A 26,574-nucleotide genomic window follows, 5' to 3' on the forward strand; every position below is an offset into this window, starting at 1 on the left:
TATGATGCTAGGATTGTATATGAAAAATCATATAAAACCACTCGTGTAGCAGTATGATGCCGGAATTGTATATGAAAAATCGTATAAAACCACTCCCGTACCGCCTTGATGCTAGGATTGTATATGAAAAATCATACAAAACCACTCGCGTAAGCGGCCTGATCGCTATGGAATAGCTTGAATCCATTTTTCATTCCTAAATTAGGATTAATTAATAAGGATTAATTTTTTTATATTCGTTGGGCGTTATGCCGACGATTCGTTTAAACAGTTTGTTGAAATAGGCCGGGTCGGGATATCCTACTTGGCAGCCGATTTCGTGAATTTTCATGTCCAAGCATGTTTTCAGCAGCAGCTTCGCTTTTTCAATTCGTACCTCGATCAGATAGTCGGTAATCGTCATGCCGGTTTCGTTTTTGAACAGTTTACTGAGATAGCTGGGCGTAAGATAGACCAAGGCGGCCAAGCTGCTCAACTCAGCTTGCTGATCGTAATGCTCCGTAATCCAACGCTTAACGGTTTCGACGGAACGGTCGGCCATATTCAGCCGTTGTGCGCGGATCTGCTCCAAACCACTCAGAAACCGGCCTAAGAATAACTCTCTCATCTCTTCGAAAGTAAAGCAGGAGGATAGCTCTTCTGCCCATTGTCCAGCAGCGGCTGGAAGATGCAGCTTCTTCCACTCCGGGAGCTCAGCGAGTGCCAAATCGTTGATTAACCGGCAAAGGGAGGTGATGGCTTGGCGGGAAGCCTTGGCCTGCTGCAATTGATTGTACTGCTCCTTAAGCTCTGACTTAATGGCGGGGATATTTAATATTTGCAAGTTCCGCTTAAGCGGCTCCTTTATATGCGCGAACCAATCCGTAATATTCAGCTCAGGCTGGGGCAAATCTCCAATGTGATGGCAGCTCCAGTTGGACTGGCTGTACAACCCGCAATCGCAGGCGCAAACGGCTTCATCATATGCCAGGCTTAACCGAGTGATCCGATCATACCCGCGGCTTACACCGATATGGACGGTCCCGGCGGGAACGAGGCTTGGCCGCAGTTGATCCGGAAGCTGCTGAATAAGCTCTGGCAGCGGCTCAACCGAATAATAGCTGATAAGCACCAGCATGCCATCTCCTGGATCGACAATATCAAGGGGGACCGTCATTTGCTGGCTAAGCAAATTCACTTGCGCCCTGAGCATCTCCATATTCGTGGAACGAAAAACATACACGGCATAGTACGGTCGTAATAAGCTCAGCTCGGGGAATGTGCTGCACTGTGAGGAGGAGCTTCTGAGGTAAGAAAGCAGCATACCCGAGCGGAAGCGCTGTTCTTTCTCCAGACTGGTTATTTTCTCATCATCCAGCATGTAGAGCAGCTTGAACAGCTGCTTCTTGCTGATCGGTTTGAGCAAGTAATCTACAGCAGAATAGCGCAACGCTTCCCTAGCGTACTCAAAATCAGTAAATCCGCTCATCATGATGCAGCGGACTGCCGGCTGTAAAGCTTTCAACTGCTTGATCAGCTCCAACCCGTCAACGAACGGCATACGAATATCCGTGATCACAACATCGATGTCTGATGCCTGAACGAAGCTTAGTGCATCCTGTCCATTTGAGAAAGTGCCGGTAATATGAAAGCTATCGTTTTCTTTACCAATCATTTTAGCCAGTCCTTCACGGATTGAAGCTTCGTCGTCCACAATAATAATACGCAGCATAAGCGATTCCTCCCGATTGCGCTGTTATTCATATTTCCAGAAGACCGGTGATCTTTAATGTTACAGTGGTTCCTTCACCAGGCTTACTATTTACGGTCAGTTTTGAGTTATTCCCGTAATATAGGCGAATCCGCTCGCTTACGTTACAGAGCCCGATGCCGTACTGATCTGTCTTGCCGTCCGTTAAGGCGGAATTCAGCTGTTTCATGGTTTCTTCCTCCATCCCAGCGCCGTCATCGTGAATAGTAAAAATCACGCTCTTCCCTTCGCTCCAGGCATGAATGGCAATGGTCCCCGGCTTCTCCTGCTTTTCCAGCCCATGAAACACGGCGTTTTCCACAATCGGCTGGAAAACAAGTTTGATAATAGGCAGCTGGCAGAAGCTCTTCGGAACAGCGATGTGATAGCTTATTTTGTCCGGGAACCTGATTTGCAGCAACTGCAAGTAGTTGCAGACATGATCGAGCTCCTGCTGGATTGTTACGATTTCATCGCTGCGGGTGATGCTGTATCGTAGCAGCAGGCCGAGCAAATAAGTAAGCTCCGCCACGCGGTCATCGTCGTTCAGCTCTGCCAGCATGCGGATCGATTCCAGCGTGTTGTATATAAAATGCGGATTAATCTGATTTTGCAGAGCAAGCATATCCGCCTTTTGTTTGCTTTTTTCCGTTTCATATACTTCCTGCAGCAAATCGCGGATGTGAGCGATCATCCGGTTGAAATGACTGCCCAGTCTGCCGATTTCGTCGTTATATTTGACCTGAACCTGAACGTCCAAATTGCCGCGCTGCACCTGCTTCATTAATCGAACCGTCCGTTTGAGCGGCATTGTCAGGGCATAGGAAATAAAAATGGCTGCCAGCAGGGCGAAAAAAATAATAAGCAGCGTTGTAATCATCAGGGCGTTGCGATTTTGCTTCATTGGAGCCAGCAATTCGGTTGATGGGATGTAGGTGAGCGTCTTCCAGCCCGTGCTTTCGGAGATGCTATATACCGAAATATAAGGCTTTCCGTCGATGTCCAGGTTGAAATGCCCGCGAGGCTCAGTTGCTTTTGCAAGCAGGGGGCTTGTGCTCAAATCTTGTCCAAGCTTGGCTGGATCGTTACTGTATACGACATTACCGCGTTCATCGACGATCAGGGTGCTGCCGTGAGTAACAGTGTTCAGGGGCTGGATCATGTCGTCGAACAGCCGGATATCCACGTCGATGACGATCATGCCGATATTTTTAAGCGTGCTGACGGATTGAATGGATCGGATGACGGTGAACACCTGCCGCTGCTCCGAGGCATTGATCCGAATAGGATGTGTCCCGAGCAGAATAGGGGAGACGTCGGCCAGTTGCGTCCGCCTCTCCCATTCATTGAATCGTTCCTCGGGAAATAATTCATTAATTCCGGGTTTTTTATTATAAAAAATAGTGCCGAAACGATCCGTCAAATAAACCGCGGTGATTTCGTCCTTCGTATTGGCCAAATACATAAGAAACATCTCGATGCTCATATTTTTATCCCAATCTGTCCCGCGTTGATCCAAGTATTTCTGCACATCCTTATTATAGAGCGGCAGGATGGTGTACCGCTTTAAGTCGGCGATATACCGGTCGATTTTGTCCATGGCGTTATCGGTCATTTGCCCGGCGGAATGAGTCATGCCGCTGAGCACGGACTCGGAATTCGCCCGATAGAACGAATAGCTGACATACGTAATCGGCAGAGAAATAAGGAATACAAAGATGATAACCAGTTTCTTCTGCATCGACAGATTGGCGAAGAACACCCAGGCTTTGCGAAAACAGGAGTGAATGAATGAAAGCATAGGTTACCGTCCTTTCCGCATAGGCTGCCATTATTTTATTGCGCCGCTGGTCACTCCTTCAAATATATATTTCTGAAGCACAAAATATAAGATAACGGTAGGCAGCAAAATTAATAGAATAGCGGCGCTGATGAGATTCCAGTCGGCAATGTTCACCCCCTGAAAGCGCATGAGAACGGTCGTGACTACGCCTAAGCTTTGCTTGGGCATGTAGAGATACGGCGTATACATATCATTGTAAATGCTGATCGATTTAAGTATAACTAAAGTTGCCGTGGCCGGAGTAAGCAATGGAAATATGATCGAGCGATAGATTCTGAACAGGGAAGCACCTTCCGCCATAGCGTTCTCATCGAGATCTACCGGAATGTTGCGGATAAATTGCAAATACAGAATGATTTGGATGACGTCAGCTCCAATGTAAAGAATTATCGGGGCACCCAGCGTATTATACAGTCCTAACTGCCTGATAATGCCAAAGGTGGCGACCTGGGTCGTAATGCTGGGAATTACCGTGGCAAACAAGTAGGCGCCGAACACCGCTGTTTTTAATTTAAAAGAAAATCGGCCCAGCACATAAGCGACCATAGTGCCAAAGGCGATGTTAAACAACAGCGCGACGATGATGATGATCAACGTATTGCCGAACCCGTTCAGCAATCCGCCGCGCTCAAATACGATTTTGAAATTGTCGAAATTGAAAAAGCTGTGGGGCAGCGCCATTGTATTTGCAGTGTTAAACTCCTCGCTGGATTTAAAGGAGTTCACGATAATGATATAGGGAGGAAACAAAACGACGAATACTCCAATCAACAGGGAGAAGTATTTAATGAGCTCCAGGCCGCTAAATTTTTGATTCTTCATTTGCCTTTTCCTCCTCTGCTAAGCACGAACTGCTGAAGCCCCACGACGATGATGACAAAGAACAGAAGTACAATGCTCATCGCCGAGGCGAGTCCGTAATGGTTGAAGGCAAAGGCAGTCTCCACGACACGCTGCACATAGGTTTGAGAGGCGCCAGCCGGACCGCCCTTGGTGAGCACAAACGGCAGATCGAATACTTCCAGTGCGCCGGTTACCGTCAGGAACAGGTTGAGCTGAATGACCGGTTTCATATTGGGCAGTGTGATGCGCCAAAAGCTTTGCCAGGCGTTGGCTCCATCAATGGTGGCAGCTTCATATATATCGCGGGGTATCGCCTGCAGAGCAGCAATGTAAATGACCATATTGTAGCCCATGAATCGCCATAGTCCTGTCGAGGCGAGCGAATAGTTGACTAACCCGGGGGTGCCAAGCCAGCTGGTCTCGCCGAGCTTTGCCAGTCCGAGGCTTTGCATCAGCAGGTTAAGCGATCCTTGGGTCGTATCGAATACGTAGCCGAACATGAAGGCTACGGCTACGCCGTTCATAATATAGGGAAGAAACAGCAGCAGGCGGAAAGCGTATCTCCCGCGCAGCTTTCCATTCAGAAGAACCGCAAAGTAAATGGCTACGATATTCTGAATAATTCCCATGACAAAATAAGCGAAATTGTGGGTGAACACTCCAAAAATATCGGGGTTGGAGAACACTTCCCTATAATTATCGAACCCTACCCAGGGTTTCTCTGGACTGTAGCCGTCCCAATCGGTAAAGCTGAACCAGACGAGCTTCGCTGCCGGATAATAGGTGAACAGCAGGAGGAGAGCTACAGGTACGAGTAAAAATGAGAAGATAATGACGCTTTTTTGCTTTTTATATGATAATGTTCCAAACATTCCATTATCCCTTCTTTCTAACTGTTGATTGACAGCAAAATGGATTATCGCCCAAATCGATAACCCATTTTGCATGATGTTCAAGATGCGGCTGAATTAATTAATATCCAAGATCCTGCTTCGCTTTGGCCCACGCTTTATTCCATTTGTCGAGAACGGTTTGCGGATCTTTGGCCAGTACAAACTCCTGGGCAATAGCCGGCAGATCGATTTGAGCTTTATTGGAAATCTCAATCACTTGCAGATCATCCGGCATTCCTTCTTGCAGCTCTACACCGGTAGCCTGGAATTCGGCGAGTTGAGCCAGCTTAGATTCCCTGCCCTCAAGCGGAGAGAGAAATCCGGCAAAATCCTCGTAACCGGAATCTTCGAGCATCCATTTCAGAAAAGCTTTTGTCGCCTCCAGGTTTTTGCTGTTTTTATTTACCGCATAGAAAAAGTCCGGGTTGAACGCAGCTCTAAGATTGCCTGAATTGTCGAAGGGAAGCGGGAAGAACCCGATGTTCTCCGTATCGGCGCCTACGCCAATGACCTGGTTAATGACCCAGTTGCCGAGAAAATACATACCCATTTTTCCGTTAGCGACATCTTTCTTGGACTGCTCCCAGTTGGTGGAGTTGATGTCTTTTTCCAGATAGCCCTTTTCATTAAGGGCTCGAATCAGTGACATCGCTTTGCCATACCCGTTATCCATAGTGAATGGCGCATCCATATTTAACCTGGTATTTGGAAAATCTCGATTGTTCTCAATGACTCTCGGCATATCATACACCCAACTGCCAAGCGGCCATTTGTCTTTGAAATTGGAGGAAAGCGGGATAACGCCATTCTGCTTCAGCTTCTCGCATGCCTCGAGAAATGAATCCCACGTTTTTGGAATTTCTGTAATGCCTGCATCGGCAAACGCCTTTTTGTTATACACAATGCCGGACGTTGAGTTGCCGGTCGTAATGCCATATAGCTTGCCGTCATATGCTTTGAAGTCTTTGAAAGTAATGTCCGCGCTCAGGCCAAGATCGTCCAGGGAAGCAAAATATTTCGGCAAATCGGAGTTGGGGATATCTGGGATAAACATCAGATCCGGGAGCTCGCCGCTGGCCATCCGGACTTTGATTTGCTGATTATAGTCCGTTTGACTTGCTTCAAATTCGATTTGAATGTCAGGATATTTCTCGTTGAAGCGTTTGACGTAGTCGTCGTACTCCTTGCCGATCATGTCTGTCCGGTTGGTCAGGAAAGTGACTTTCCCGCTAAGCTTTTCAGCGGAGTTTTGCCCTGTGGTATTTTGTTCTGCTGTATTTTGCTCTGGAGTATTTGCTGTGACATTATTCGCGGCGCTATTCCCGCTATTACTCTTGTTTCCGCTGCAGCCTGTTAGGATGCCGGTTAATGCCAAGACGATCATAAATACAAGTAAAAAGCCTTTTCTTTTCATGCTTGTCGCCCCTCTTCTTAATTTGATAGCGCTTACAGTTCGATTGTAGCGTTTTATCGTTTGGGTTTAAATGCACTGAATTGTTATTTATTGTCTTTGTTTAGCTTATTGTTAGGAAGAAAGGGAGATGAGTTTGCACAGTTTGTTTAATTTGTTTTATAAAAAATATAACAAAATAATAACAAATAACTTCGATAATGTAATATAATAAATGAAAATTCAAAAGTATACTACGATGAACTGATGGAGGGCTTATGAACATTCAACAACATGTACTGGACAATTGGCGCTTTAAATCCTGTGATGAAGACGCTTGGCTGCCTGCCGCTGTACCCGGGACGGTACATACCGATTTACTGAAGTGCGGCCTCATTCCGGATCCATTCTACGGCAAAAATGAGCATGATTTGCAGTGGATCGATAAGAAGGATTGGGAGTACAAGACAAGCTTCGAGCTGCCGGAAGGGTTTAAGGACCAGTCCCGGGTGGATATCGTATTTGACGGGCTGGATACCTATGCGGACGTTTATGTAAACGAACAATATGTGTTTTCCGCAGACAATATGTTCAGGGCCTGGCGGGCAAACATAAAAGCCCAGCTTAAAGCTGGAAACAACGAAATACGGGTCCGGTTCCGTTCGCCGATTATGGAGGACCTCCCCAAGCTGGATCAGCTTGGATATGATTTGCCAGCATCTAATGATCAATCCGAATTAGGCGGACTGGAGGAGCGGCGTGTCAGCGTATTCGCAAGGAAAGCCCCCTATCATTACGGCTGGGATTGGGGACCGCGTTTTGTAACCAGCGGAATTTGGCGGGAAGTCCGGCTGGAGGGATGGTCCGTTCCTAAAATTAATAATTTATTTATCAGGCAGGACGAAGTAAGTGCAGAGAAGGCCAAATTGGCAGCAGTAGTAGAAGTGGAGGCTTTATCTGCTTGGAGCGGCCGCCTGCGAGTCGCCGCGGAAGGCATGAGTTGGGAGCAAGAAGTGTCACTTCAGCCTGGCTTACAAGTGGTTACGCTTGATCTCGAAATTTCCAGTCCGAAACTGTGGTGGTGCCGCGGGCTCGGTGAGCCATCCACATATGTATTCAATGCAGCTCTGCTGCAGGAGGAAGAGATTGTTGCCCAGCGAGAGGTGAGAACAGGCCTCAGAACGATTCGTCTAATTCGAAATAAGGATGAGGCAGGCATTTCGTTTTATTTTGAACTAAACGGGAGCCGTGTTTTCATTAAAGGAGCTAACCATATTCCGAATGACAGCTTCATAACGGAAGTAACAAGAGAACGATACCGTCATGAAATAGCCTCAGCTGCACACAGCAACATGAATATGCTGCGCGTATGGGGCGGAGGAATATATGAAGAAGATGTGTTCTATGAGCTGTGCGACGAATATGGATTGTTAGTGTGGCAGGATTTCATGTTTGCCTGCAGCATGTATCCGGGAGACGACGCGTTCTTGAGCAATGTCGCTGCAGAGGCAGAGTACAATGTGAAGCGTCTGCGCAATCATCCCTGTATTGCATTATGGTGCGGAAATAATGAAATCGACTCGGCCTGGGCTAATTACGCCTGGGGCAGCGGCTGGGGCTGGAAGGAAAAGTACAGCTCAGACGTCAGGGAAAAAATATGGAATGACTATGAGGCGGTGTTCCACCGAATTTTGCCGGAGGTTGTAGCGAGCTTTGCCCACGGCGTAGATTATTGGCCATCCTCCCCTTTACGGAGCCTGACGGGAGATGACAATCAACATGCAATCCAAGTGACCGGAGAAGGGGACGTTCACTATTGGGGCGTATGGCATGCCGTCGAACCTTTTGATCACTACAATACAAAAATCGGCCGCTTTATGAGTGAATACGGGTTTCAGTCTTTTCCCGAATGGAATACGGTATTGAAATACGCCGCGGAAGATCAGCTTGAGCTGGAATCGCAAGTGATGCTGGCCCACCAGAAAAATGGCAGAGGCAATCAGCTCATAAAGGAATATATGGAGCAATATTTGCCGGAGCCGAGGGATTTTGCATCTTTCCTGTACATGAGCCAAATCCTTCAGGCCCAGGCAATACAAACAGCGATCGAGGCGCACCGCCGTCATAAACCGTATTGTATGGGAACACTGTATTGGCAAATGAATGACTGCTGGCCGGTCGCTTCCTGGGCGGGGATGGATTATTATGGCCGCTGGAAGGCACTGCAGTATACAGTGCGCAGAAGCTTCCGCGATGTGCTGCTTTCCATCGTTAGCGCAGAGGAGGGGGAACTGGCTGTTCATATTATTTCTGATCGGCAGCAGCCGGTGCAGGCAAAACTGAAGCTGCAGCTTTATGATTTCAGCGGCCTGCTGCTGCGGGACATTCAGCAAGAAGTTAATGTCAGTGCTGATACGGCGGAAATAGCATTTTCAATTCAGGTTCAAGAACTGCTCGGGGATCGCAATCCGAAGGAGACCGTACTGCTCGCCAAACTGGAGGAGAATGGAGCTGAACTGGATAGCAAGCATCATTATTTTGCTTCCTTGCGTGAAATAGAGTGGCCTGAGACGGTCATTACTGTCGAGGAAGTGCCGGGCAGCGGAGGGACTTCCTTCAAGCTTCAAGCGAACGCGCTGGCTAAACAAGTGTGGCTGTGCGCTGAGGAAGAAGGGATATTTACGGACAATTTCTTCGATCTGATTCCTGGCGTTCCTCACACCGTAAGCTTCCACCGCCGCAGCATGGGGGAAGCACCCTTTATTCCAGGAACTCCAGGGTTGCTTGAGGTAAGGTCGATGAAGGATTTTATCATTCAAGCATAATTGGCGAAAATCAAACTAAAATCAAGGGTAATTAGCGAAAATTCAGGGGAATTAACGAAAACAAGGCCGCCGGAACAGACGGCAGCCTTGTTTTTTTAATATCAGAAATTTGCAGCTAGAACCTCATATCGCTTGAAAAACTATCGCGGTCTGATCTGTCTTCTTAGAAAATATGCCGATAGACTTTTTTTTGCATAAGCTTCATTCCAACAGGCCCAATGATTCATATACTTTGACCGAAACGACGCCGTTCGGGATTAACCCATGATCGCGCTGATACTGTTTCAAGGCGGCTGTTGTATCCGCGCGAAATTTGCCATTGCAAACTCCGTTGAAATAACCTGCGCTTTTTAGCCGGGATTGGATTAATTGCACGTCGCCTCCAATATCTCCTGCAGCCAAAGCCCGTGGATCTTGCCTGGAATTGCCGAGGATATGACCATAAATCGTTACTTTGGTGCCGAGGGGAATCAGTTCATACAACTCCATCACATCTCTGTTGCGCATGCGTATGCAGCCGTGACTTAGATTCTGACCAATGGAATAGGGCCTGTTTGTACCGTGTATGCCATAGGTTCCCCAGGGGACATTCAGTCCAAGCCATCGCGGGCCAAAAGCCGGCCCCCAATTCGTCCCCTTATAAATGACTTTATATTCGCCGACCGGCGTAGGAGTCGCAGGATTCCCGACGGCAACGGGATACGTCTTGAACTTCTGCCCTTGGGTCTTCACAATAAGCTGATGATAATGCGGATAAATCTCAATCGAGTAAATGCTTGCGTCCGACACGATCGGCAATGCAGGATCACCATAAGCGATAGCCTGCCGCCCAAGCCCAGGCACGAGGCTACCCGTGGGAATCACGATCATAGCCCAAACTAAAAAGGCCATCCGCAGCAGTTTGTTTAGCACCTTTATTGGATTCATCATTTCACCAAAATTTCATTTTAGGTATAGTCTGCACCGAAGCTTGAATTTCATACAGCGGACGGGCGTAAAAAAAGAGGATATTTGTTCAAGAAACAGAACGAAATATCCTCTATTACTTTAGTTGTACTCGTTATTTTATCAATCTTGCTTAAGGCAGAACTTCCAGAGCGGCGGCAGCAGCTTCTTGAGACACCGGCTGATGAGGCCGGAAGCTTGTAAATGGATTATCCGAAGCCTCTTTAAGGATACAGTCATCGCTGGAAGGCACACTATTATCTACACGATAAGAGGAAACCGCCCGGTAATAAATGGGTCTGCCCCCGTCATAGGCTAAATTTCCATCCGGGGTAATTTGCGCGGCAGTGACAGTGATTTTATACGTACCATTGTTAAGCTGTGCTAAAACGGGCAGTCCGTCCTGAAGAATCGGGTAGCCGTTTTCGTCGTAAGGGTGATAAGAACCGCCAATTCCTGGGATGGTATAAATTCCTGGTTCAAAGCGTTCGCTCAAGTCGTTAGGAATTTCACTCACAAAGAAGCCCAGTGTTTCATTGTCCAGGTTCTCCACTTCAACGGAGAAATAGTTCGTATCCTCCGCGGTTAGCTTGAAGGACAAGTCGGTGTATTGCTGGGCGCTGCGATTCGGATAGACTGTCGAATGCGTCAGCATCAATTCCTGAATACCAAATCCGTTTACAGGCTGTTCATAACCTACTTGCACGGTAAAAGGCAAATGGAGCGTCGGCAGTCCTGCGCTAACCAGGTTGATCTGCCCTTGGTATGCGCGTTCCTGTGCATCAGTGCTCACTTGAAGATCAAGCTTTATGACTGCTGCCGTGCCGGCTGCAGCCGTGACCAGGCTCTTGTCGAGTGTCATTGCGACACCGGGATGATCATGATGCCATTCTACCGAGGCTTCGTAGCTAACATCCTGCTGGGACGTATTTTTCAGCTGCAAATTTTTAGCCGATACACCACCTGGGGCAACGATGCCGAAGCTTGCCGATGAATTATAATTGATAACGTTTTGCGGTGAAAAATTCGTATCCAGAATCGTGATGGGTTCAAGCGCCTGCAGCACTGCGGGTGTATTGATTGCATTAGCCACATTGACGCGTCCGGCTCCCTGCTGGTATACGTCGTATACAGGTTTGTCTTCACCGCGAATCACATCCGCTGTGTTGGCGAGGGCAGCACGGATATCGAACGGCGTCCAGTCGGGATGCAGCTCTTTCAAGAGCAGCGCCAAACCGGATACATAGGGGGCAGACATACTTGTGCCATTTGAACGTAAATAAGCATTGTCATAAGAAATGCCTGAATTGTATTTGCCATAGGCTGGATAAGTAGACAAGATATTTACCCCCGGCGCCAAAACGTCCGGTTTTATGCTTAGGTTAGCATCTGCATTAGGCCCCCAGGCGGAGAAGCTCGCCAAAGTATCCCCGGGGATCGTTGAGGGTTCATATTCTGCTCCGAAGGTGAACTGGAGCGACAAATCGGGGTTATCCCGGACCGCTCTTGCTAAAGCGCGCCCTTCTGTGCCCCTCATATCGAAGGTAGGAATAAATAGCGGGTTGTCGGCGAGTAAAGTATCGATATAACCGTCTCTATCCGCAATGGATTCGCTTAAATCCGCGTCATCCCCATCGTTCGTCCCATTAAAAATAACGATCGCCTTAGCGCCGAATTGCTGGGCATAAACTATTTTCTCAGTGAAGGAGAGCTTGCCCCGGGAAGCCAACACGATTTTGCCGCTCACGTCGGAAGTGTAATCTGCAATACCCCCAAGCCCTACATATACTACATCTAACGGCTCCGTGCCCAAAATTGCTGCGAAATCGGTATGCCCGCTCTGCCAGCCAATGACGTTCAGCTGTAATGGGTCATAGGTGGCTATCGTGACGGATGTTGGAGGGGCCGTATAAGTCGCTTCAGTTGTTGAGGGCGGGCTGTTCACTAAAGCGGGGGCTAGTTCAGTTTTATACAGGGTGCCTTCGCTTGTGACAGCACCTACAGCCAATGCTAATTGGGAAGTAGCTGGCGAGCCCATCGTATAATAACCAGGCCCGGCATTGCCGTTGGCGATAATGGCCGTTACTCCGGATAATACAGCGTTATTGATGGCGATGGCGTCAGGTGAGTTGACGTTCTTCTCTATATCGGAGCCAAGCGAGAGGTTAATGACGTCCATGCCATCATTGACGGCCCGTTCAATGCCATCAATGAGTTGTGCGGACGTTCCGGAAGCCTGATAAGGTTCCGTCAAGCTCCGTCCCAGCACTTTGTAGACGTAGAGCTCGGCTTCATAAGCCACGCCTTTTTGCACAATATCGGCAGTCGGATTGGCCGCTCTTCCTACGATAATCCCGGCTACGTGCGTGCCGTGCGAAGTTCCGCCATATCCGACGTGAAGCGGGTCCTCTGCCGGAGTAAGCGGAATTTCTTCATAAGGATCATCGTCCTTGTAGAATGAATCGTAACCCCCTTTATAGGCTTCTTGCAGATCCGGGTGCGTGTAGTCTACTCCTGTATCGATGACGCCTACTTTGAGTCCTTTTCCTGTGAGGCCTTCAGCCCAAGCCAGGTCGGCGCCGATTTGTTTCAACGGGATGCTGTCAAAGTTGATCGCTTCGTCTGTGGAAGGGGTAATCGGCAGCGGATACCAAATGCTGTTTTCCTGAATCGATTTTACCCCCGGTATTTGGGCTAGTGCGGGGATTTCATCAGCGGGAATCGTAACTTCAAAGCCGTTAAATACTGTATTGTACTGATAGTTTACTTGCAGCTCTAATCCTTGATCCTGTACTTCGTTGAGAAAATTCTGCTGCTCATGGCGAACTATGGACTCCGTAGCTGCCGAGGCCAGTGAACGAATGCCGAGCCTTGCGGCATATTTGCCGACTGCAGCGGGTTGGCCGTTCAACTGCACGATGACGCGCACCTTATCGCTTGAGTTCGTATCAATCTCAGGCGATATAAACGCCTCCGCCGTCTCGGACTGCGAAACTAATTCACTAAGAGCAGGTAATGAGGGCGGTTCAAGTTCAGTGGCGTTACTGTAGCCAGGAAAAGCTCCGATGATGATTGCAAAAGCCAAAATAACGGCAAACCACTTGCGAAGCATTAAGCTTTTCTTCAACATAATCCCTCCATTTAGTTGCTAGATTGGACTTCTTTTACCCTTCGATTTGAGTCAGTTTGCTGAGCTGCAGACCGAACGTATCAGCCTCCTCATAAGACAGATTGATAGAGAATCCATGTGCTAGATTAATAGAGGTAATAACATAGAATATTTTACCATTAAATTAAAATAATTTCCATATACTTGCAGGATTCTATTTATATTTGGTTCATTATAAGTAGGTATATTTAGTAGAAATAAACTAGCTAAAACAATTTGTGTATTCGGATTTCGTGTGGAATATTGCCTTTACACTAACTTGCATTCGATTTGTCAATCATTGAATATGATACTTGACCTTCACAAGATGTGATGGTTTATAGTTAAGTCATGTTAAGAGGTGATTGTCATTCATATTAGTGAATTAGCTCGGAAAACGGGTGTAAGTCTTCGGTCTTTGCGACTTTCGGTGGCTATGAAAAGGGGATGGGGCAGGAGAAGTTCTTTGATAAAATATTTAAAGATGAACAGGAAAAAACAGTGAATTGAAAGGGTGTACGGCTTGGATCGATTTCACTTTTGGGCACTATTAATTATGACTTTATTGCTGTTCCTCGTTTCTTTGTTGTATCTGATAGGGAAAGCGGGGAAAGCGCCGCAACCTCCTTTACCAAAGGACACTGCTAAGGCGAAAGAGAAGGGGAAAAAAGAATGGCCGGAATGGTTCAAAATATTGGTTGCTTGCCTGGTGCTTATTTTCAGCATGCGTGAGTCGATAGGTATGGCATTATTAATATTTCCAGGGCCAAGGGAGATTAGCGGAATCGTTATGGACATCACCAACAATACAGGAAGAAGAGCTTCCACGTGGAATAAAGTTCATTTTGGCGAGGTAACCGTCCATTTTATTTTTCCTCATCGCCTAAAGAAAGGCGAGGTCTATACGATTCAATATACGCCTTTCACTTTGCGGCCGATTGGAATAAAGAAACTGGAGGAGCCTGTGAAGTAAAATATAATCGCTAAAGCAGTGGACCTGCCGTGATTTCTCCAAAGGCCATTCCATTATCGGAAAAAAATAAGCCAGGCCGATCTCATAATGAGATCGGCCTGGCTCCTCAGAAAGTAAGTCGATGGACGTTTTTCTTACTCGAATAATTTTCCGTCCTCGATCTGGACGACCCGGTCGCAAAGATCCAGCATCCGCTGGTCATGCGTGACCATAACGGCAGCTTTGCCATGCAGTTTCACTTCATCCGCCAGCATTTGCACGACGTCCCGGCCGCGGTCGGAATCCAAGCTGGCCGTTGGCTCGTCGGCAAGAATGATCTCCGGGTCGTTCATCCAGGCCCGGGCGATGGCCACGCGCTGGCGCTCTCCGCCAGATAGGCTGTCCGGATAATGATTCCGCCGATGAGCAAGTCCCAGCCGCTGCAGCAGCTCCTTAGCCTTGGCTTCTGCTAGCTTGCGCGGCGTCTTGGCCAGCTTGGCAACGAGCAGCAGTTGATCCATCACTGTCAAATAAGGAATTAAATTGGACGATTGAAACACAAAACCGATCTTGTCCAGGCGAACCTGATTCAATTCGGGGGGAGTCAGCTCGGTAATGTCTTCACCGCCCAGGGCAATCCGTCCGCTAGTCGGCGACAGCAGCGCTCCCGCGATGGACAGGAATGTGCTTTTTCCCGCTCCAGATGGACCGACGACCGCCACAAACTCTCCGGCGTTCACTTCGAGCGAAACCTCCGTCAGCACCTTGACTGAAATATCCCCATCCCCATACACCTTGGTTACATTCTCCATTCGCAGTTTATCGTTCATTACGCAGCCCTCCCGATCGCTTCAATAGCATCGACTTTGACGACCCGGTATAAGGACAACAAGGAGCCAATGACTGCTACGGCAAGGAACAGCACCGAGCAGAGGACAACGAGCTGCGGGCTGAGGTCGAACGGCATGCCAGCCGGTAAGATGGCGGCTACCCCGTAGGTAAGCGCTATGCTGACAGCCAGGCTTGCGACAGAGAGCGTCATGACCTGGGATATAATGTTGCGGGCCAAATATCTGGAGCTTGCGCCGATTGCTTTCAGCACGCCGAACTGGTTCATTTTCTGAATTGTGATGACATAGAAAAATACGGCCAGCACGAATGCCGCAATGACGAACAGAAAAGCCACCATCATGAGCAGGGAGCCCTGTTCCTCCTTATATCCGGGTATGCCCTGCAGCGCCTGATCCTTCGTAATGACCTCAATCCCCGAAATCGATTCGCCGATTTGATCCGCTTTGGCAGCTCCGGCTTGCAGCGCGACGGCGTTATATTGGAGGCCATCGCCGGTGCCGCCTCTTGAGACAGCCGACTTTATCGAGCCCCATACCTTGAAATTCACATGGATAACCGGAGAATGGCTGAAGGACTGCCCCTTCGTGAACCCGACGACCTTAAGCTGCTGACCGGACATTTGCTCCTCCAGCACATCCCCGAGCGCTATACCTGCCTCTTTAAAAGAAATATCGACAACAGCCTCGTCCCGCGCCATCTCATCCACCATTCGGCCTTCGGCGATGGGCGGGGCCAACATGCCCTCCGTTTCGATGGCAAACAGCGTGGCGTCAAGCTTCTTTGTTTCGCCCGCTTTGGTTACGGCGGTCATTTGCACGCCGAGCGGGGCAGCGGATGACCCGCCTGCAAAATCGCGGATATCCGCAAGCTGTGCCTCCGGCACTGTGGAACGGGTTAGGCGGTGATCCGCATCTTTTTGTACAATTAAGTAATCCGCATTCATGTTCTGAATGGAGGAGGCATTATCGGAGGACAGGCCTTGGGCCAGTCCAGATACAAACAGCACCAGCCAGGCGATCAGCACCATAATTAGCGCAATGAGCATGTACCGCATCTTGGCGTGTTTCAACTCTCGTAAAGCAAGAAACATGACAGCTTCATCTCCTATCTCTTATAGTCTGTCTATCAGGTTCTGAATCAACTATAAGAGTTCTCTATGAACGCAATATGAACGGGTTATGTACGGCTAAATGCGGTCTTATGGTCTGACTGCCTCTTTGGTCTGACTGAATGTCTTGAGTTACGATGATAGATGTTTCTCTAATATCTTGGCAGGGTGACATGGAACGTCGTACCTTTGCCAAGCTCGCTGTCCGCTTCAATGCGCCCTTGATGAAGCTCAACGATTTTTTGCGTGATGGCCAGTCCCAGGCCGCTGCTGCCTTCCTTGCGGTCCCTGGCCCGGTCTCCCCGATAGAAACGGTTGAACACGTAGGGAAGCTCCGATTCAGCAATGCCGATGCCTGTATCCTCGATGTCCACATGGCACTCGGCTTCGGTCTGGCGCAGGCGGATCGCGATAGTGCCGCCAGGCTCCGTGTACTTGATGCTGTTCGTGATGAGGTTGATCCACAACTGATGCAGCAGCTTGTCATCTCCCTTGATAAACGCTGAAGGGAGGTCAAGCTCCACAGACAGCTCCTTCTCGCGCCAGCTCCATTCCAGCATGAACAGCACCTGCCTGATCTGGGCGGACACATCAAACATCTGCTTGTCCAGAATCGTCTCTTCCTTATCGAGCGAGGCGAGCATCAGCAGTTGCTTGCCGAGCTGGGACATGCGGCGGCTCTCGTTCTCGATGATGGCCAAATAGCGCCTTCTCTGCTCCTCCGGCAAATCCGCTGACTGAAGGGTGTGCGAGAAGCCTTGGATCGAAGCGAGCGGCGACTGGATTTCATGCGATACGTTGGACACGAACTCCTGGCGCATCTGGTCGAGCTGCTCCAGACTTTTGGCCATTTGCATGAAGGTTCCAGCCAGCTTGCCGATTTCGTCCCGCCGTTTCACCTCAAGCTGGATGTTGTATTTGCCCCGGGCCAGCGTTTTGGTCGCCTCGGTCAGCTTCACGATCGGATTTACAATGTAGCGTGTGCTGACGATGACGAACAGAATGCTCAGCAGAATCGAAAGAACGACCAGCACGGCGAAAAAAATCCGCAGCTCCCCAAACAGGACGCCTACGTTAGGCCTGACGAACAAGGCGTAATCCTCACCTCCAGCGTGCAGAGGGACTCCGACTGTATTGATCAGCACGTTGTCAAAGAAGCCGGTGACGAACGGCCCCGTTGTAAATTTGGACACGCCATGGTACTCCTCACCCCGGAGAACGCTTTGTACGACGGCGTCATCCAGCTTCGTCTCCCGGAATGGGTCGCCGAAGAAGCTCCCGTGCTCCGGGGACTGAACCAGATACATCTGGTAGCCAAGCTCGCCTACATGGCCGAAGTAGGATGCCGGGTCGAGCTCTGGGTTCTGCTCGTAGAAGGTACTGATGCTCATGGCCATCGCCGTGATTTTCTGATCGTTGAACGGCTTTAGAAGATGCTGATAATACAGGTTGGAGCCGATGAACGCAATGAAAAAGCTTAAAACCATGACGAAGATCGTCGTGATGACGATGCGCAGATATAGCGATTTCATCGGGGCCCGACCTCCAGCTTGTAGCCTACGCCACGCACTGTGGTAATGCTGAAATCCCGATGACTGTGCGCAAAGCGGTCGCGAAGGCGTTTGATGTGCACGTCTACCGTGCGGTCATCCCCATCGAAATCAGGACCCCATACGAGCTGAATCAGCTCTTCCCGTGTAAAAATCCGGTTTGGATAGCTCGCGAGCTGTGACAGCAAATCGAACTCTCTCATGGGGATCATGAACAGCTTGCCGTTGCTGTGCACCTCATAGCTTCGCCGGTCGATGACGGTATCGTTCAGCCGGATCGTCTCGGCGTTCACCATCTGATAACGGCGCAGCAATGCCTTGATGCGGAATAGAAGCTCTTTCGGCTCAAAAGGCTTCGTCAAATAGTCGTCCGTTCCGACAGCGAAGCCCCTCTCTTTGTCGACCAGCTGATCTTTGGCCGTAAGCAGGATAACGGGGAAGTCGTAGTATTCCCGAATCTCCTCGCATAGCTGGTACCCGTCCTTGTTCGGCATCATCACGTCAACGATAGCCAGATGGATCTGCTGGGCGGCAAGACGGTCAGATGCTTCCTCTCCGTCGGCTGCTTCTACGACAGAATAGCCCTCCGCTTGCAGATAATAACGGACAAGCTCGCGAATATGCGGGTCGTCGTCGGCAATGAGAATATGAATCACGTATTATGCATCTCCTTGTCTGAACTAAGAAAGATAGAACTGTAAAATGACAATCCAACTGATGCCAATATACCGCAACCTCTTACCTTTTCACAAATGAGGATGCAGGCATGATTGAAGCAGCCTACTTATGCATCTTCGTGGTAGAATAAGGATAATCTTACCAAGATTAAAGGAGGCTCCATGCGCATGAGGATAACTGCCGCCGAAAGAACTGATTTACAGCAAATTTTGCAGCTTCAATATCAGGCTTACGAGGGTGAAGCCCATATTTATCAGGATGACCAAATCCCGCCGTTAACGCAAACGCTGGCGGATTTCATAGAAGAATCGCAGTCGCATACGATATTGAAAGCCGTTCTGGAGGACGGTATGATTATCGGTTCGGCAAGAGCTCGCGAGGGTAATGGAACATGTTATATTGGAAAAGTCATCGTCCACCCCGATTACCAGAATCGGGGGATCGGCACAGCGCTCATTCGGGAGCTTGAGCGGCTATTCGCGCACTGCGCAAGATTCGAGCTGTTTACCGGACATCGGAGCGAAAGAAATCTGTACCTGTATCAGAAGCTCGGATACAGTATTTATCGCACCGAACCGATACATGAGCGGTTAAATCTCGTCTTCATGGAAAAACTGATGTACCAGGATGGAAGGGACGAGCTTTTAGCCGCCTTCCAGGATTGGATTACTTTTGCAGTCCAGCTGAAAGAACGGGAGGAACCCTATTGGAATCAGCCGGTCGCTCCGGGTAAGTGGCCGCTGCGAGCGGTTGTCAGCCATATCATGCTGTGGGATAAATATTTCTATGAACATGCCATCGACAAGATATATAGACAGGAGCTGCTGACCCTTCGGCATACCGACTATGATGAATTCAACCGGAAGGCGCAGTTGTATGGTGAACAGACAAGCATCACGAGTTTGGCCGAGCAGGCGATTCTCTATAGAGAGAAGATCATAGCCGTCATCCGGTCATTAACGGACGAGTCCTACAATAAAGAATATATAGATGCGGACGGGCATCCGTTTTTCGTAGCGCAATATTTGAAGGATTTCATCCCGCATGACCGGCACCATATAGCCCAGATGGAGGAGAAGCATGGGGAGCAGCGTTAACCTGTTTCGGGAGGCCTGCCGTAAAGGCAGGAGCCTTGGAAAAAAGCTTTTACGAACGAGCTTTATCGTCATCGTGATTTTATTCGGCGTGCTCAGTTTATTGCAAATCGCGTTCGCCGTCATCCTGTGGCTGGACTCGATCGGGACTTAACGAACAGACAGGAGGCAAGGTCCATGAAGCATGTGATGCGTATAACCTTAATGGCCATAATCATATTGATGCTTGCTATGTCGGCAGCCTGCGCGCCAAAGCAAGCTCCAAATGCCAATCAGGGCTCGGAGGCGCCGGGGCAATCCGGGGGGCATGTCCAGCAGCCTGAGAACGGAGCAAATCTGCAGGAGAGCGGCAATAATAACAATCACGGACAGGAGAAGGATTCTGTCCGGGACATGCTGAAGCAGCTAAGTACGGCGGAGAAGATCGGCCAATTGGTTATGGTCGGCGTGGAAGGCACGGTACCGGATGATACGGCTCGCCAATTTATTGAATCCTATTATGTTGGCGGATTTATTTTTTACAAGAACAACATTAGCGATACCAAGCAGGCTGTCGCTTTCATCAATGAGCTTAAGAAAATGAATGCGCATCACAAGGTGCCATTATTGCTTAGCGTGGACGAAGAAGGAGGCCGGGTTTCCCGGATGCCGGAGCAATTCCAAGCGCTGCCCGCTGCGCAGACTATCGGCGCTTCCGGCAGCGCCGAGTTGGCTTCCGGCCTCGGAGCCGTGATCGGCAAAGAGCTGGCGGGATTCGGCCTGAATATGGACTTTGCCCCTGTACTGGATATCAACAGCAATCCGGATAATCCGGTGATCGGCAGCCGCTCTTTCGGCAATGACGCAAAGGTCGTCAGCGAAATGGGGATTGCCATGCTGCAGGGGATCAAGCAGGAGGGAGTCATCCCTGTGGTCAAGCATTTTCCCGGGCATGGCGATACTTCGGTGGACTCCCATTTGGGATTGCCCGTGGTCGAGCATGATATGGAGAGATTGCGGAAACTGGAGCTTGTGCCCTTTGCTAAAGCGATTGAAGAAGGAGCGGACGTCGTAATGGTCGCTCATTTGCTGATGCCAAAGCTTGATGCCGAACAGCCCGCCTCGTTCTCCAAAGCGGTCATTCAAGATGTGCTGCGTGATGAACTAGGCTTCGAAGGCGTTGTCGTGACCGACGATATGACGATGGGAGCGATCGTAAAGCACTATGACATCGGGGAAGCGGCCGTGAAGTTCATTCAAGGCGGGGGCAATATTGTGCTGGTCGGGCATGAGAAGGATCGGCAGCTTGCGGTAATTGATGCGCTAACCGCAGCGGTGAACAGTGGAGAAATTACGTCAGACATGCTGGATGAGCGGGTTCATTCTATTTTGCAGCTGAAGGAAAAGTACGCACTCCGTGACGAACCAGCAGCTGGGCCGGATATCAAGGCGATCAATCAGGAAATTGAGAGCATTTTGAGCAAACACAAAATCAAGCAAGCGAAGTAAAGAAGTTACATCCTTATTTTCCCAAACACATGTTTGTCCACAACTGTAACTTTCCTCCTTCGTAGAACGTTAAAAGCCTGAGGGGCATCGCGCACCTAAAAAACATCACATAGCTAAGAAAACATCATTGAGCTCTAAAGTGACATAAGCACAGCTAAGGTGACATGACCATATGGCTAGGTGCCATGACCATATGGCTAAAGTGACATAAGCACAGTTAGGGTGACATGACCACATAAGCTAAAGAGCTCCTTGGCTGAACTAACATAACATAGCTTAAGGTATGCGTCGGATATGGAGGAGGCATTACAATTGCAAGGTTGGAGACAGCTCGGTTACCCGGGGAAATGGATACTGTATATGATTTTGTTTATTGCCACATTAATCGGAATGAAATACGTTGTACAGACGCAGTTGCCGGATGGCGGGAGACCCCCTTATTTATTTATGCTGTGGAACACTTTTCTGGCATGGATTCCCTTGGGCTTGGCTGTCGTTCTGGACATGGTCAGTCTGCTGAAAAGAAAAGTACTGAAGTTTTTTCTCTTTCTGGGGGTGGGCTCGGTCTGGCTGTTTTTTTATCCCAATGCCGCTTATTTGATTACGGATATGCTGCATCCTTTTCATCGCTATCCCATTGCATCTGGTACGGGGAGATTCTGGGAGGACAATCTGTTCTGGGATAACCTGTTTACGATGTTTTTCGCCGCATTGCTTGGTCTGGCGATCGCCACGGCATCCTTACTTTCGGTTCATGCCCTTGTACGCAAATATTTAGGCGGGGTTACAGGCTGGGTTTTCGTTGTCGCTGTTCTTCTGCTCAGCAGCTTTGGTGTGTACATGGGAAGGTTCATCCGTTTCAATAGCTGGGACATCCTCCGGGATCCGTTGCGTATTTTTGGCGATACGGTAATTTATTTGATGGATTTGGAATATTTGCGGCATGCAATCGGATTTTGCAAATGGATATTCCTCATTTCAATGTTCTGCTACATTGTTGCTTATTTTTTTGGCGCGATGCAGTATACTAAACTTGAAAAAAGGTAAGTGTATCCGGACCGCTTCTTTTAGGTGATGGAAGGTAGGATACCAACCTATCCGCTGTTTAGAAGCTGTTCATGGGCGGAAGTTTCGTGAGGGAAACATATCAACAGGGGGTGCGAGATGGCTGTAAATTTGAAAGAAGGCGTATCAAGCCGCAAATTTCCGAAGCTAGAAAGCCCGCGCCTTGTGCTGCGCCAAGTCACTTTTGACGATTGCGAGTCGTTATTCCAGTGCATGACGCATCCGCTAGTTAGAAGTAATACCGGATTACATCCGGAAACCCTGCTGTTCCCTGAAAGGCTATTTCGCTATTTTAACGAATGTTACGACAATCTCCGCGACCTGCACTTTGCAGTAGAGTTGACCGGGCCTGGAAGTATTATCGGTTTATGCTCGCTACAATATTGGGAACAACGCACGGGCAAAGCGCGGCTAGGTTACATGATATCCCCTTCCTATTGGGGGCGAGGGTATGCGACGGAAGCGGCTCAGTTATTAATTCGCTACGGCTTTGAAGCGCTGGGACTTCGCCGGATCGAGGCGCGCTGCGCCAGTACCAACCCTGCTTCGGAGCGAGTTCTGCAAAAATGCGGGATGAGTTATGTTAAAGCGAATCCAGCGGGGCTTGAACATAGCGGGAAGAATGGCAGGATGAAAGTGTACGCTGCTGACCGGCAAGAAACCACAAGCAAACCCGTTTCGGTTCCCGTTTGTTACACAAATGAAATATTACTGTGATCGTTCTCTAACAGTGAGGGGGTACACTTTATACATGACCCCCTTTTGAATATATTTGTCTTTGGAACCCTGGCGCTGTAGCGTACGGGTTCTCTTTTTTTTAAAGAGGTACCGTATGTTTCGTTTTGTTTTTGTAATATACCCATCCGCTAAAGCCGATTTCTTTGAGCCGGGCCGCTACTTCCTCCCATTCATCAGCAACGCGCTCCGGGACATGGGCATCGGAACCGAAAGTGACCTCAACCCCGAAATAGAGCGCCCGTTCCAAAATGGAATCGGAAGGATACCAGCCGCCGGATAGTTTCGTTTTGCCTGAAGTATTAATTTCAATGGCAACCCCTTGCTCGGCGATGACTTTCAATGTTTCATCGATCGCCTCTGCGGCAGGAATGTCTGAAAAAGCAGGATAATTCCCTTTCATCGCATCGATATGCCCCAATATTTGAAACATCCCGCTGCGCGCTGATTCCTGGATCAGGGCGTAATATGCTTCTTTATCCGCGATATGCTGCTCTTTGGTCAGCTTTTTCCAGCGATTTTTATTAAATATGCTTACATCACCAACGCTGTGGACAGAACCGATAATGTAATCAAACGGATACTGGGCCAATATTGTACGATACAGTTCGGCATGTTCCGGAAAAAAATCTGATTCAATACCTAGCAGGACATCGATTTTCCCTTCATATTCGCGTTTAAGCTGCAGCACTTCCTCTACATAATTTTTAAGCTCCTGCTTAGCCATGGCAATACGCGGAAAGGGCTGCTCCTCTGGATTGGCGAAATAAGGCGTGTGGTCGCTGATGCCGATCACTGACAAGCCCGCTGTGATTCCGGCTTCAATGTAGTCGCGGATATTGCCGTCGGCATGGCCGCAGCGAAAATGGTGTGTGTGCAAATCAAATTTCATATCGTTACTCCTTTAGCTTATATTATTCGGAGCTGACAAAATTAGTTTCCGGCATTCCTTTCAAGTCCCCGAGAAACTGCTGCATTGCGGAATTAATGTACCGGCTTGATTTGTAGATTACCCCTACGGGGTGCGTCGTCTCCAGTTCGGGAATACGTACGGTTTTCAGGCTTCCTTGACGCAGTTCCCGCAGGACGGATTGCTTGGATATGATCGCGGCTCCCAGGTTAATTTCCACCATCCGCTTCACTTCCTCGCTGCTGGACAGCTCCATTACGATTTCCGGCTCGATATGATGCTTCTTGAACACCTCGTCAACAAATCGTCTGCCTACAGTGTCAGGTGACAGCATAATCATCGGAGCCTCGTGCAATGACTCCAAGGTCGGCGCCTGTGCTCCAGCCAGGGGATGAAGCGGAGAAACGACAAGTTCAAATGTATCGTAGAACAGGACGGAAGCAAGGACCTGGGGATTGTTCTCGATTAAATAGCCTATTCCGATATCGACCAGTCCCTGCTCCACATTTTGATAAATTTGCGAGGAGGGCATCGACTGGATCGTTGTCTTGATCAGAGGAAATTGATCTTGAAAATAAGATAAAATCCGCGGCAAAATTTGTATGGCGATGGAAGTGGTAGTACCGAGCACGATGTGCCCTTGCGGAATATGCTCCATGTCAGACAGCTTTTGCTTTAATTCCTCTACAATATCAAGGATTGCCTCCGCCCGTTCCAGAAATACTTGTCCACGGTCGGTTAAAGTAACCGGCTGGTTGCGATCCACAAGCACTGTGTTGAATTCGTCTTCAAGGCTTTTGATTTGCGCCGAAACTGCAGGTTGCGTAAGGTTCAGCAATTCTCCTGCTTTACGGAAGCTTTTGGTTTTGGAAATCGTAAGCAGAGTTTCCAATTGGCTTATGTTCATCCGAACTCTCCTTTCGCAGCTAATCTTTTCTGCTGCCTCGACGGCGAACATTTTTTTATGTTAATTATAGGGGATTTGCAGTTAATTACGCAATGAGAGGCACCGCAGCAACCGAACGCTGGAGGAAATTGTATATTACATCAAATTGCATTGTTCGATTTTTAATGACTTATCACTAGGAATAAAGTATAATGTTACTCAAGTGATAAAACGGGACTTTTGTAACATATTAATTACTTCCAAGTGTAAAGGGGCGCATATAACAGTGAAAGCGGAAGTGATCAATCCTTTCCTAGAATCCGCACGATCAGTCATCGAGCAGGTTATTCAAATTTCACCTTCCACCGGAAGTCTTGGTATTAAGGATATTTTACCAGCACACGATCATATATGGATCCAAATCGGCATGACTGGTCATTACAGCGGTATGGTTGTGTTCGGTTTGCAAGAAACGGTTGCCTTGCGAATTGTGTCAGCGATGATGGGCGGATTTGTTCTGACCGAGATGGACGAGATGGGGCAAAGCGCAATTTCAGAGCTCGGCAATATGATTAGCGGCAATGCCAGTACGATTTTATCCAACCAAGGCTATGCAGTTGACATTACTCCTCCTCAAGTCATCAAAACCGCGACAGCCATGAGCGACACACTTCCACGAAAAGCACTTTGTATCCCATTGATGATGGATGGAATCGGAGAACTGGATATTCAAGTCATGATCTCATAGAATAGAATAAATGGACTAGCGCTTTATATGGATATGATGGATAAAGGCTAGTTCTTTTTTCTGTGTTAAGGGACTACCCCTTGAAGGGATGAGAGTACAAGATCATGTCTGAGATGAATAAAATTATTGTTGTTACTGGTGCATCAAGCGGGATTGGCGCCTTGACGGCCCAGATGCTCTGTGAGCGCGGGGCTCACGTCATTCTTGCGGCTCGTTCCATGGATAAACTGGAGAAGGTCGGAGCTGGGCTTCAAGGCTCTTATAAGCTGTTATCCCTTGATGTAGGAGATGATAAGTCGGTAGCAGAGGCGTTCAAACAAATTTATGCTCAGTATGGCCACATAGATTGTCTCGTGAACAATGCCGGTTATGGGAAGTTCTCCTACTGTGACACTATGCCTGCATCGGAATTTGAAGCGATGATGAACGTGAACTATATGGGAGTGGTCAGGTGCACCAAGGCAGTGCTTCCTCAAATGAAGGAGGCCCGCGCCGGCCGGATCGTTAACGTGGCTTCGATGGCCGGCAAAATCGGCACGGCGAAATCCACAGCTTATACGGCAACTAAGCACGCCGTGCTTGGCTTCAGCAGCGCACTGCGTCAAGAAGTCCGGGAATATGGCATTAAAGTAACGACGATTAATCCGGGGCCGATCGATACGCCATTTTTCGAATTGGCTGATCCCGGCGGGCATTATGTTGAGAATGTAAAATGGTTTATGATGAAGCCTGAACGGGTAGCCAAAGCTATAGCAGCCGCTGTAGAGAAGGGGCCAGTTGAGGTAAATCTGCCGTGGGTTGCCGGAGCGGGCGCAAAGTTTTACCAGCTGTTTCCGCGTCTTGCGGACATGCTGAGCTACCGGATGTTAAATAAGAAATAGCTGTATAGGCC

General features: G+C 48.7%; 22 protein-coding genes. 9 read left to right on the forward strand and 13 right to left on the reverse strand.

Features of this window, described 5'->3' with window-relative positions; all coding sequences use genetic code 11:
- Nucleotides 1–211 precede the first annotated feature (211 nt).
- The 5 genes from G358_RS0128215 to G358_RS0128235 all read right to left on the reverse strand — a co-directional run bounded on the left by G358_RS0128215 (nt 212) and on the right by G358_RS0128235 (nt 6,722).
- The gene (locus G358_RS0128215) at nt 212–1,711 is read right to left on the reverse strand and encodes a response regulator (RefSeq protein ID WP_019640617.1); all 1,500 of its coding nucleotides are present in this window, start codon (nt 1,709–1,711) and stop codon (nt 212–214) included.
- 28 nt (nt 1,712–1,739) lie between these two features.
- On the reverse strand, nt 1,740–3,530 hold the full coding sequence (locus tag G358_RS0128220) for a cache domain-containing sensor histidine kinase (RefSeq protein WP_019640618.1): 1,791 nt from the start codon (nt 3,528–3,530) through the stop codon (nt 1,740–1,742).
- A gap of 30 nt (nt 3,531–3,560) precedes the next feature.
- Nucleotides 3,561–4,394 carry a carbohydrate ABC transporter permease gene (locus G358_RS0128225; RefSeq protein ID WP_019640619.1) on the reverse strand — a complete coding sequence of 278 codons (834 nt, stop codon included), beginning with the start codon at nt 4,392–4,394 and terminating at the stop codon, nt 3,561–3,563.
- Entirely contained in the window at nt 4,391–5,287 is an 897-nt protein-coding gene (locus G358_RS0128230) for a carbohydrate ABC transporter permease (protein ID WP_019640620.1), read from the reverse strand. Before G358_RS0128230 ends, G358_RS0128225 begins: the two co-directional genes overlap by 4 nt.
- Before the next feature lie 100 nt (nt 5,288–5,387).
- Entirely contained in the window at nt 5,388–6,722 is a 1,335-nt protein-coding gene (locus G358_RS0128235; RefSeq protein ID WP_019640621.1) for an ABC transporter substrate-binding protein, read from the reverse strand.
- Between the two features lie 254 nt (nt 6,723–6,976).
- Between G358_RS0128235 and G358_RS0128240 the strand changes: the two genes are divergently transcribed.
- On the forward strand, nt 6,977–9,523 hold the full coding sequence (locus G358_RS0128240; protein ID WP_019640622.1) for a beta-mannosidase: 2,547 nt from the start codon (nt 6,977–6,979) through the stop codon (nt 9,521–9,523).
- A gap of 201 nt (nt 9,524–9,724) precedes the next feature.
- Here the strand turns inward: G358_RS0128240 and G358_RS0128245 are convergent, their stop codons facing one another.
- Both G358_RS0128245 and G358_RS0128250 read right to left on the reverse strand, forming a co-directional pair.
- Nucleotides 9,725–10,453: a L,D-transpeptidase family protein gene (locus G358_RS0128245; RefSeq protein WP_019640623.1), complete on the reverse strand. Its 729-nt coding sequence runs from the start codon at nt 10,451–10,453 to the stop codon at nt 9,725–9,727.
- 148 nt (nt 10,454–10,601) lie between these two features.
- On the reverse strand, nt 10,602–13,598 hold the full coding sequence (locus tag G358_RS0128250) for a S8 family serine peptidase (protein WP_019640624.1): 2,997 nt from the start codon (nt 13,596–13,598) through the stop codon (nt 10,602–10,604).
- Between the two features lie 541 nt (nt 13,599–14,139).
- On the opposite strand from G358_RS0128250, the gene G358_RS0128255 reads away from it, so the two are divergent.
- Complete coding sequence (locus tag G358_RS0128255; protein WP_019640625.1) at nt 14,140–14,589, forward strand: hypothetical protein; 450 nt, start codon at nt 14,140–14,142, stop codon at nt 14,587–14,589.
- A gap of 134 nt (nt 14,590–14,723) precedes the next feature.
- On the opposite strand, the gene G358_RS0128260 is transcribed toward G358_RS0128255, so the two are convergent.
- From G358_RS0128260 to G358_RS0128275, 4 genes are all read right to left on the reverse strand, one after another.
- A complete protein-coding gene (locus G358_RS0128260) occupies nt 14,724–15,398 on the reverse strand; it encodes an ABC transporter ATP-binding protein (RefSeq protein ID WP_019640626.1) in 675 nt (224 codons plus the stop codon).
- Nucleotides 15,398–16,510, reverse strand: coding sequence for an ABC transporter permease (locus G358_RS0128265; RefSeq protein ID WP_019640627.1), 1,113 nt, complete (start codon nt 16,508–16,510; stop codon nt 15,398–15,400). The genes G358_RS0128260 and G358_RS0128265 overlap by 1 nt, the downstream gene beginning before the upstream one ends.
- 170 nt (nt 16,511–16,680) lie before the next feature.
- Nucleotides 16,681–18,060 carry a sensor histidine kinase gene (locus G358_RS0128270; RefSeq protein ID WP_019640628.1) on the reverse strand — a complete coding sequence of 460 codons (1,380 nt, stop codon included), beginning with the start codon at nt 18,058–18,060 and terminating at the stop codon, nt 16,681–16,683.
- Entirely contained in the window at nt 18,057–18,734 is a 678-nt protein-coding gene (locus G358_RS0128275) for a response regulator transcription factor (RefSeq protein WP_019640629.1), read from the reverse strand. The genes G358_RS0128270 and G358_RS0128275 overlap by 4 nt, the downstream gene beginning before the upstream one ends.
- A gap of 189 nt (nt 18,735–18,923) precedes the next feature.
- On the opposite strand from G358_RS0128275, the gene G358_RS33575 reads away from it, so the two are divergent.
- The 5 genes from G358_RS33575 to G358_RS0128305 all read left to right on the forward strand — a co-directional run bounded on the left by G358_RS33575 (nt 18,924) and on the right by G358_RS0128305 (nt 23,120).
- A complete protein-coding gene (locus G358_RS33575; RefSeq protein ID WP_019640630.1) occupies nt 18,924–19,853 on the forward strand; it encodes a GNAT family N-acetyltransferase in 930 nt (309 codons plus the stop codon).
- Nucleotides 19,837–20,004 carry a hypothetical protein gene (locus G358_RS33335; protein ID WP_019640631.1) on the forward strand — a complete coding sequence of 56 codons (168 nt, stop codon included), beginning with the start codon at nt 19,837–19,839 and terminating at the stop codon, nt 20,002–20,004. Before G358_RS33575 ends, G358_RS33335 begins: the two co-directional genes overlap by 17 nt.
- A 23-nt stretch (nt 20,005–20,027) precedes the next feature.
- Nucleotides 20,028–21,338, forward strand: a complete 1,311-nt coding sequence (gene nagZ, locus G358_RS0128295) for a beta-N-acetylhexosaminidase (RefSeq protein ID WP_019640632.1) — start codon at nt 20,028–20,030, stop codon at nt 21,336–21,338.
- 312 nt (nt 21,339–21,650) lie between these two features.
- A complete protein-coding gene (locus G358_RS31050) occupies nt 21,651–22,385 on the forward strand; it encodes a DUF1361 domain-containing protein (protein ID WP_019640633.1) in 735 nt (244 codons plus the stop codon).
- 117 nt (nt 22,386–22,502) lie between these two features.
- Nucleotides 22,503–23,120: a GNAT family N-acetyltransferase gene (locus G358_RS0128305; protein ID WP_019640634.1), complete on the forward strand. Its 618-nt coding sequence runs from the start codon at nt 22,503–22,505 to the stop codon at nt 23,118–23,120.
- Nucleotides 23,121–23,220: 100 nt separating this feature from the next.
- Here the strand turns inward: G358_RS0128305 and G358_RS0128310 are convergent, their stop codons facing one another.
- Both G358_RS0128310 and G358_RS0128315 read right to left on the reverse strand, forming a co-directional pair.
- Nucleotides 23,221–24,030 (reverse strand): histidinol-phosphatase, encoded by an 810-nt coding sequence (locus tag G358_RS0128310; protein ID WP_019640635.1) that lies wholly within the window; start codon nt 24,028–24,030, stop codon nt 23,221–23,223.
- 22 nt (nt 24,031–24,052) lie between these two features.
- Nucleotides 24,053–24,955: a LysR family transcriptional regulator gene (locus G358_RS0128315; protein ID WP_019640636.1), complete on the reverse strand. Its 903-nt coding sequence runs from the start codon at nt 24,953–24,955 to the stop codon at nt 24,053–24,055.
- Between the two features lie 265 nt (nt 24,956–25,220).
- On the opposite strand from G358_RS0128315, the gene G358_RS0128320 reads away from it, so the two are divergent.
- Together G358_RS0128320 and G358_RS0128325 are read left to right on the forward strand one after the other, a co-directional pair.
- Nucleotides 25,221–25,682, forward strand: a complete 462-nt coding sequence (locus tag G358_RS0128320; protein ID WP_019640637.1) for a chemotaxis protein CheX — start codon at nt 25,221–25,223, stop codon at nt 25,680–25,682.
- A 104-nt stretch (nt 25,683–25,786) separates the two neighbouring features.
- Nucleotides 25,787–26,563 carry an SDR family NAD(P)-dependent oxidoreductase gene (locus tag G358_RS0128325; RefSeq protein ID WP_019640638.1) on the forward strand — a complete coding sequence of 259 codons (777 nt, stop codon included), beginning with the start codon at nt 25,787–25,789 and terminating at the stop codon, nt 26,561–26,563.
- The last annotated feature ends 11 nt before the right edge of the window (nt 26,564–26,574 follow it).

Source organism: Paenibacillus fonticola DSM 21315 (assembly GCF_000381905.1).
Taxonomy (GTDB): domain Bacteria; phylum Bacillota; class Bacilli; order Paenibacillales; family Paenibacillaceae; genus Fontibacillus; species Fontibacillus fonticola.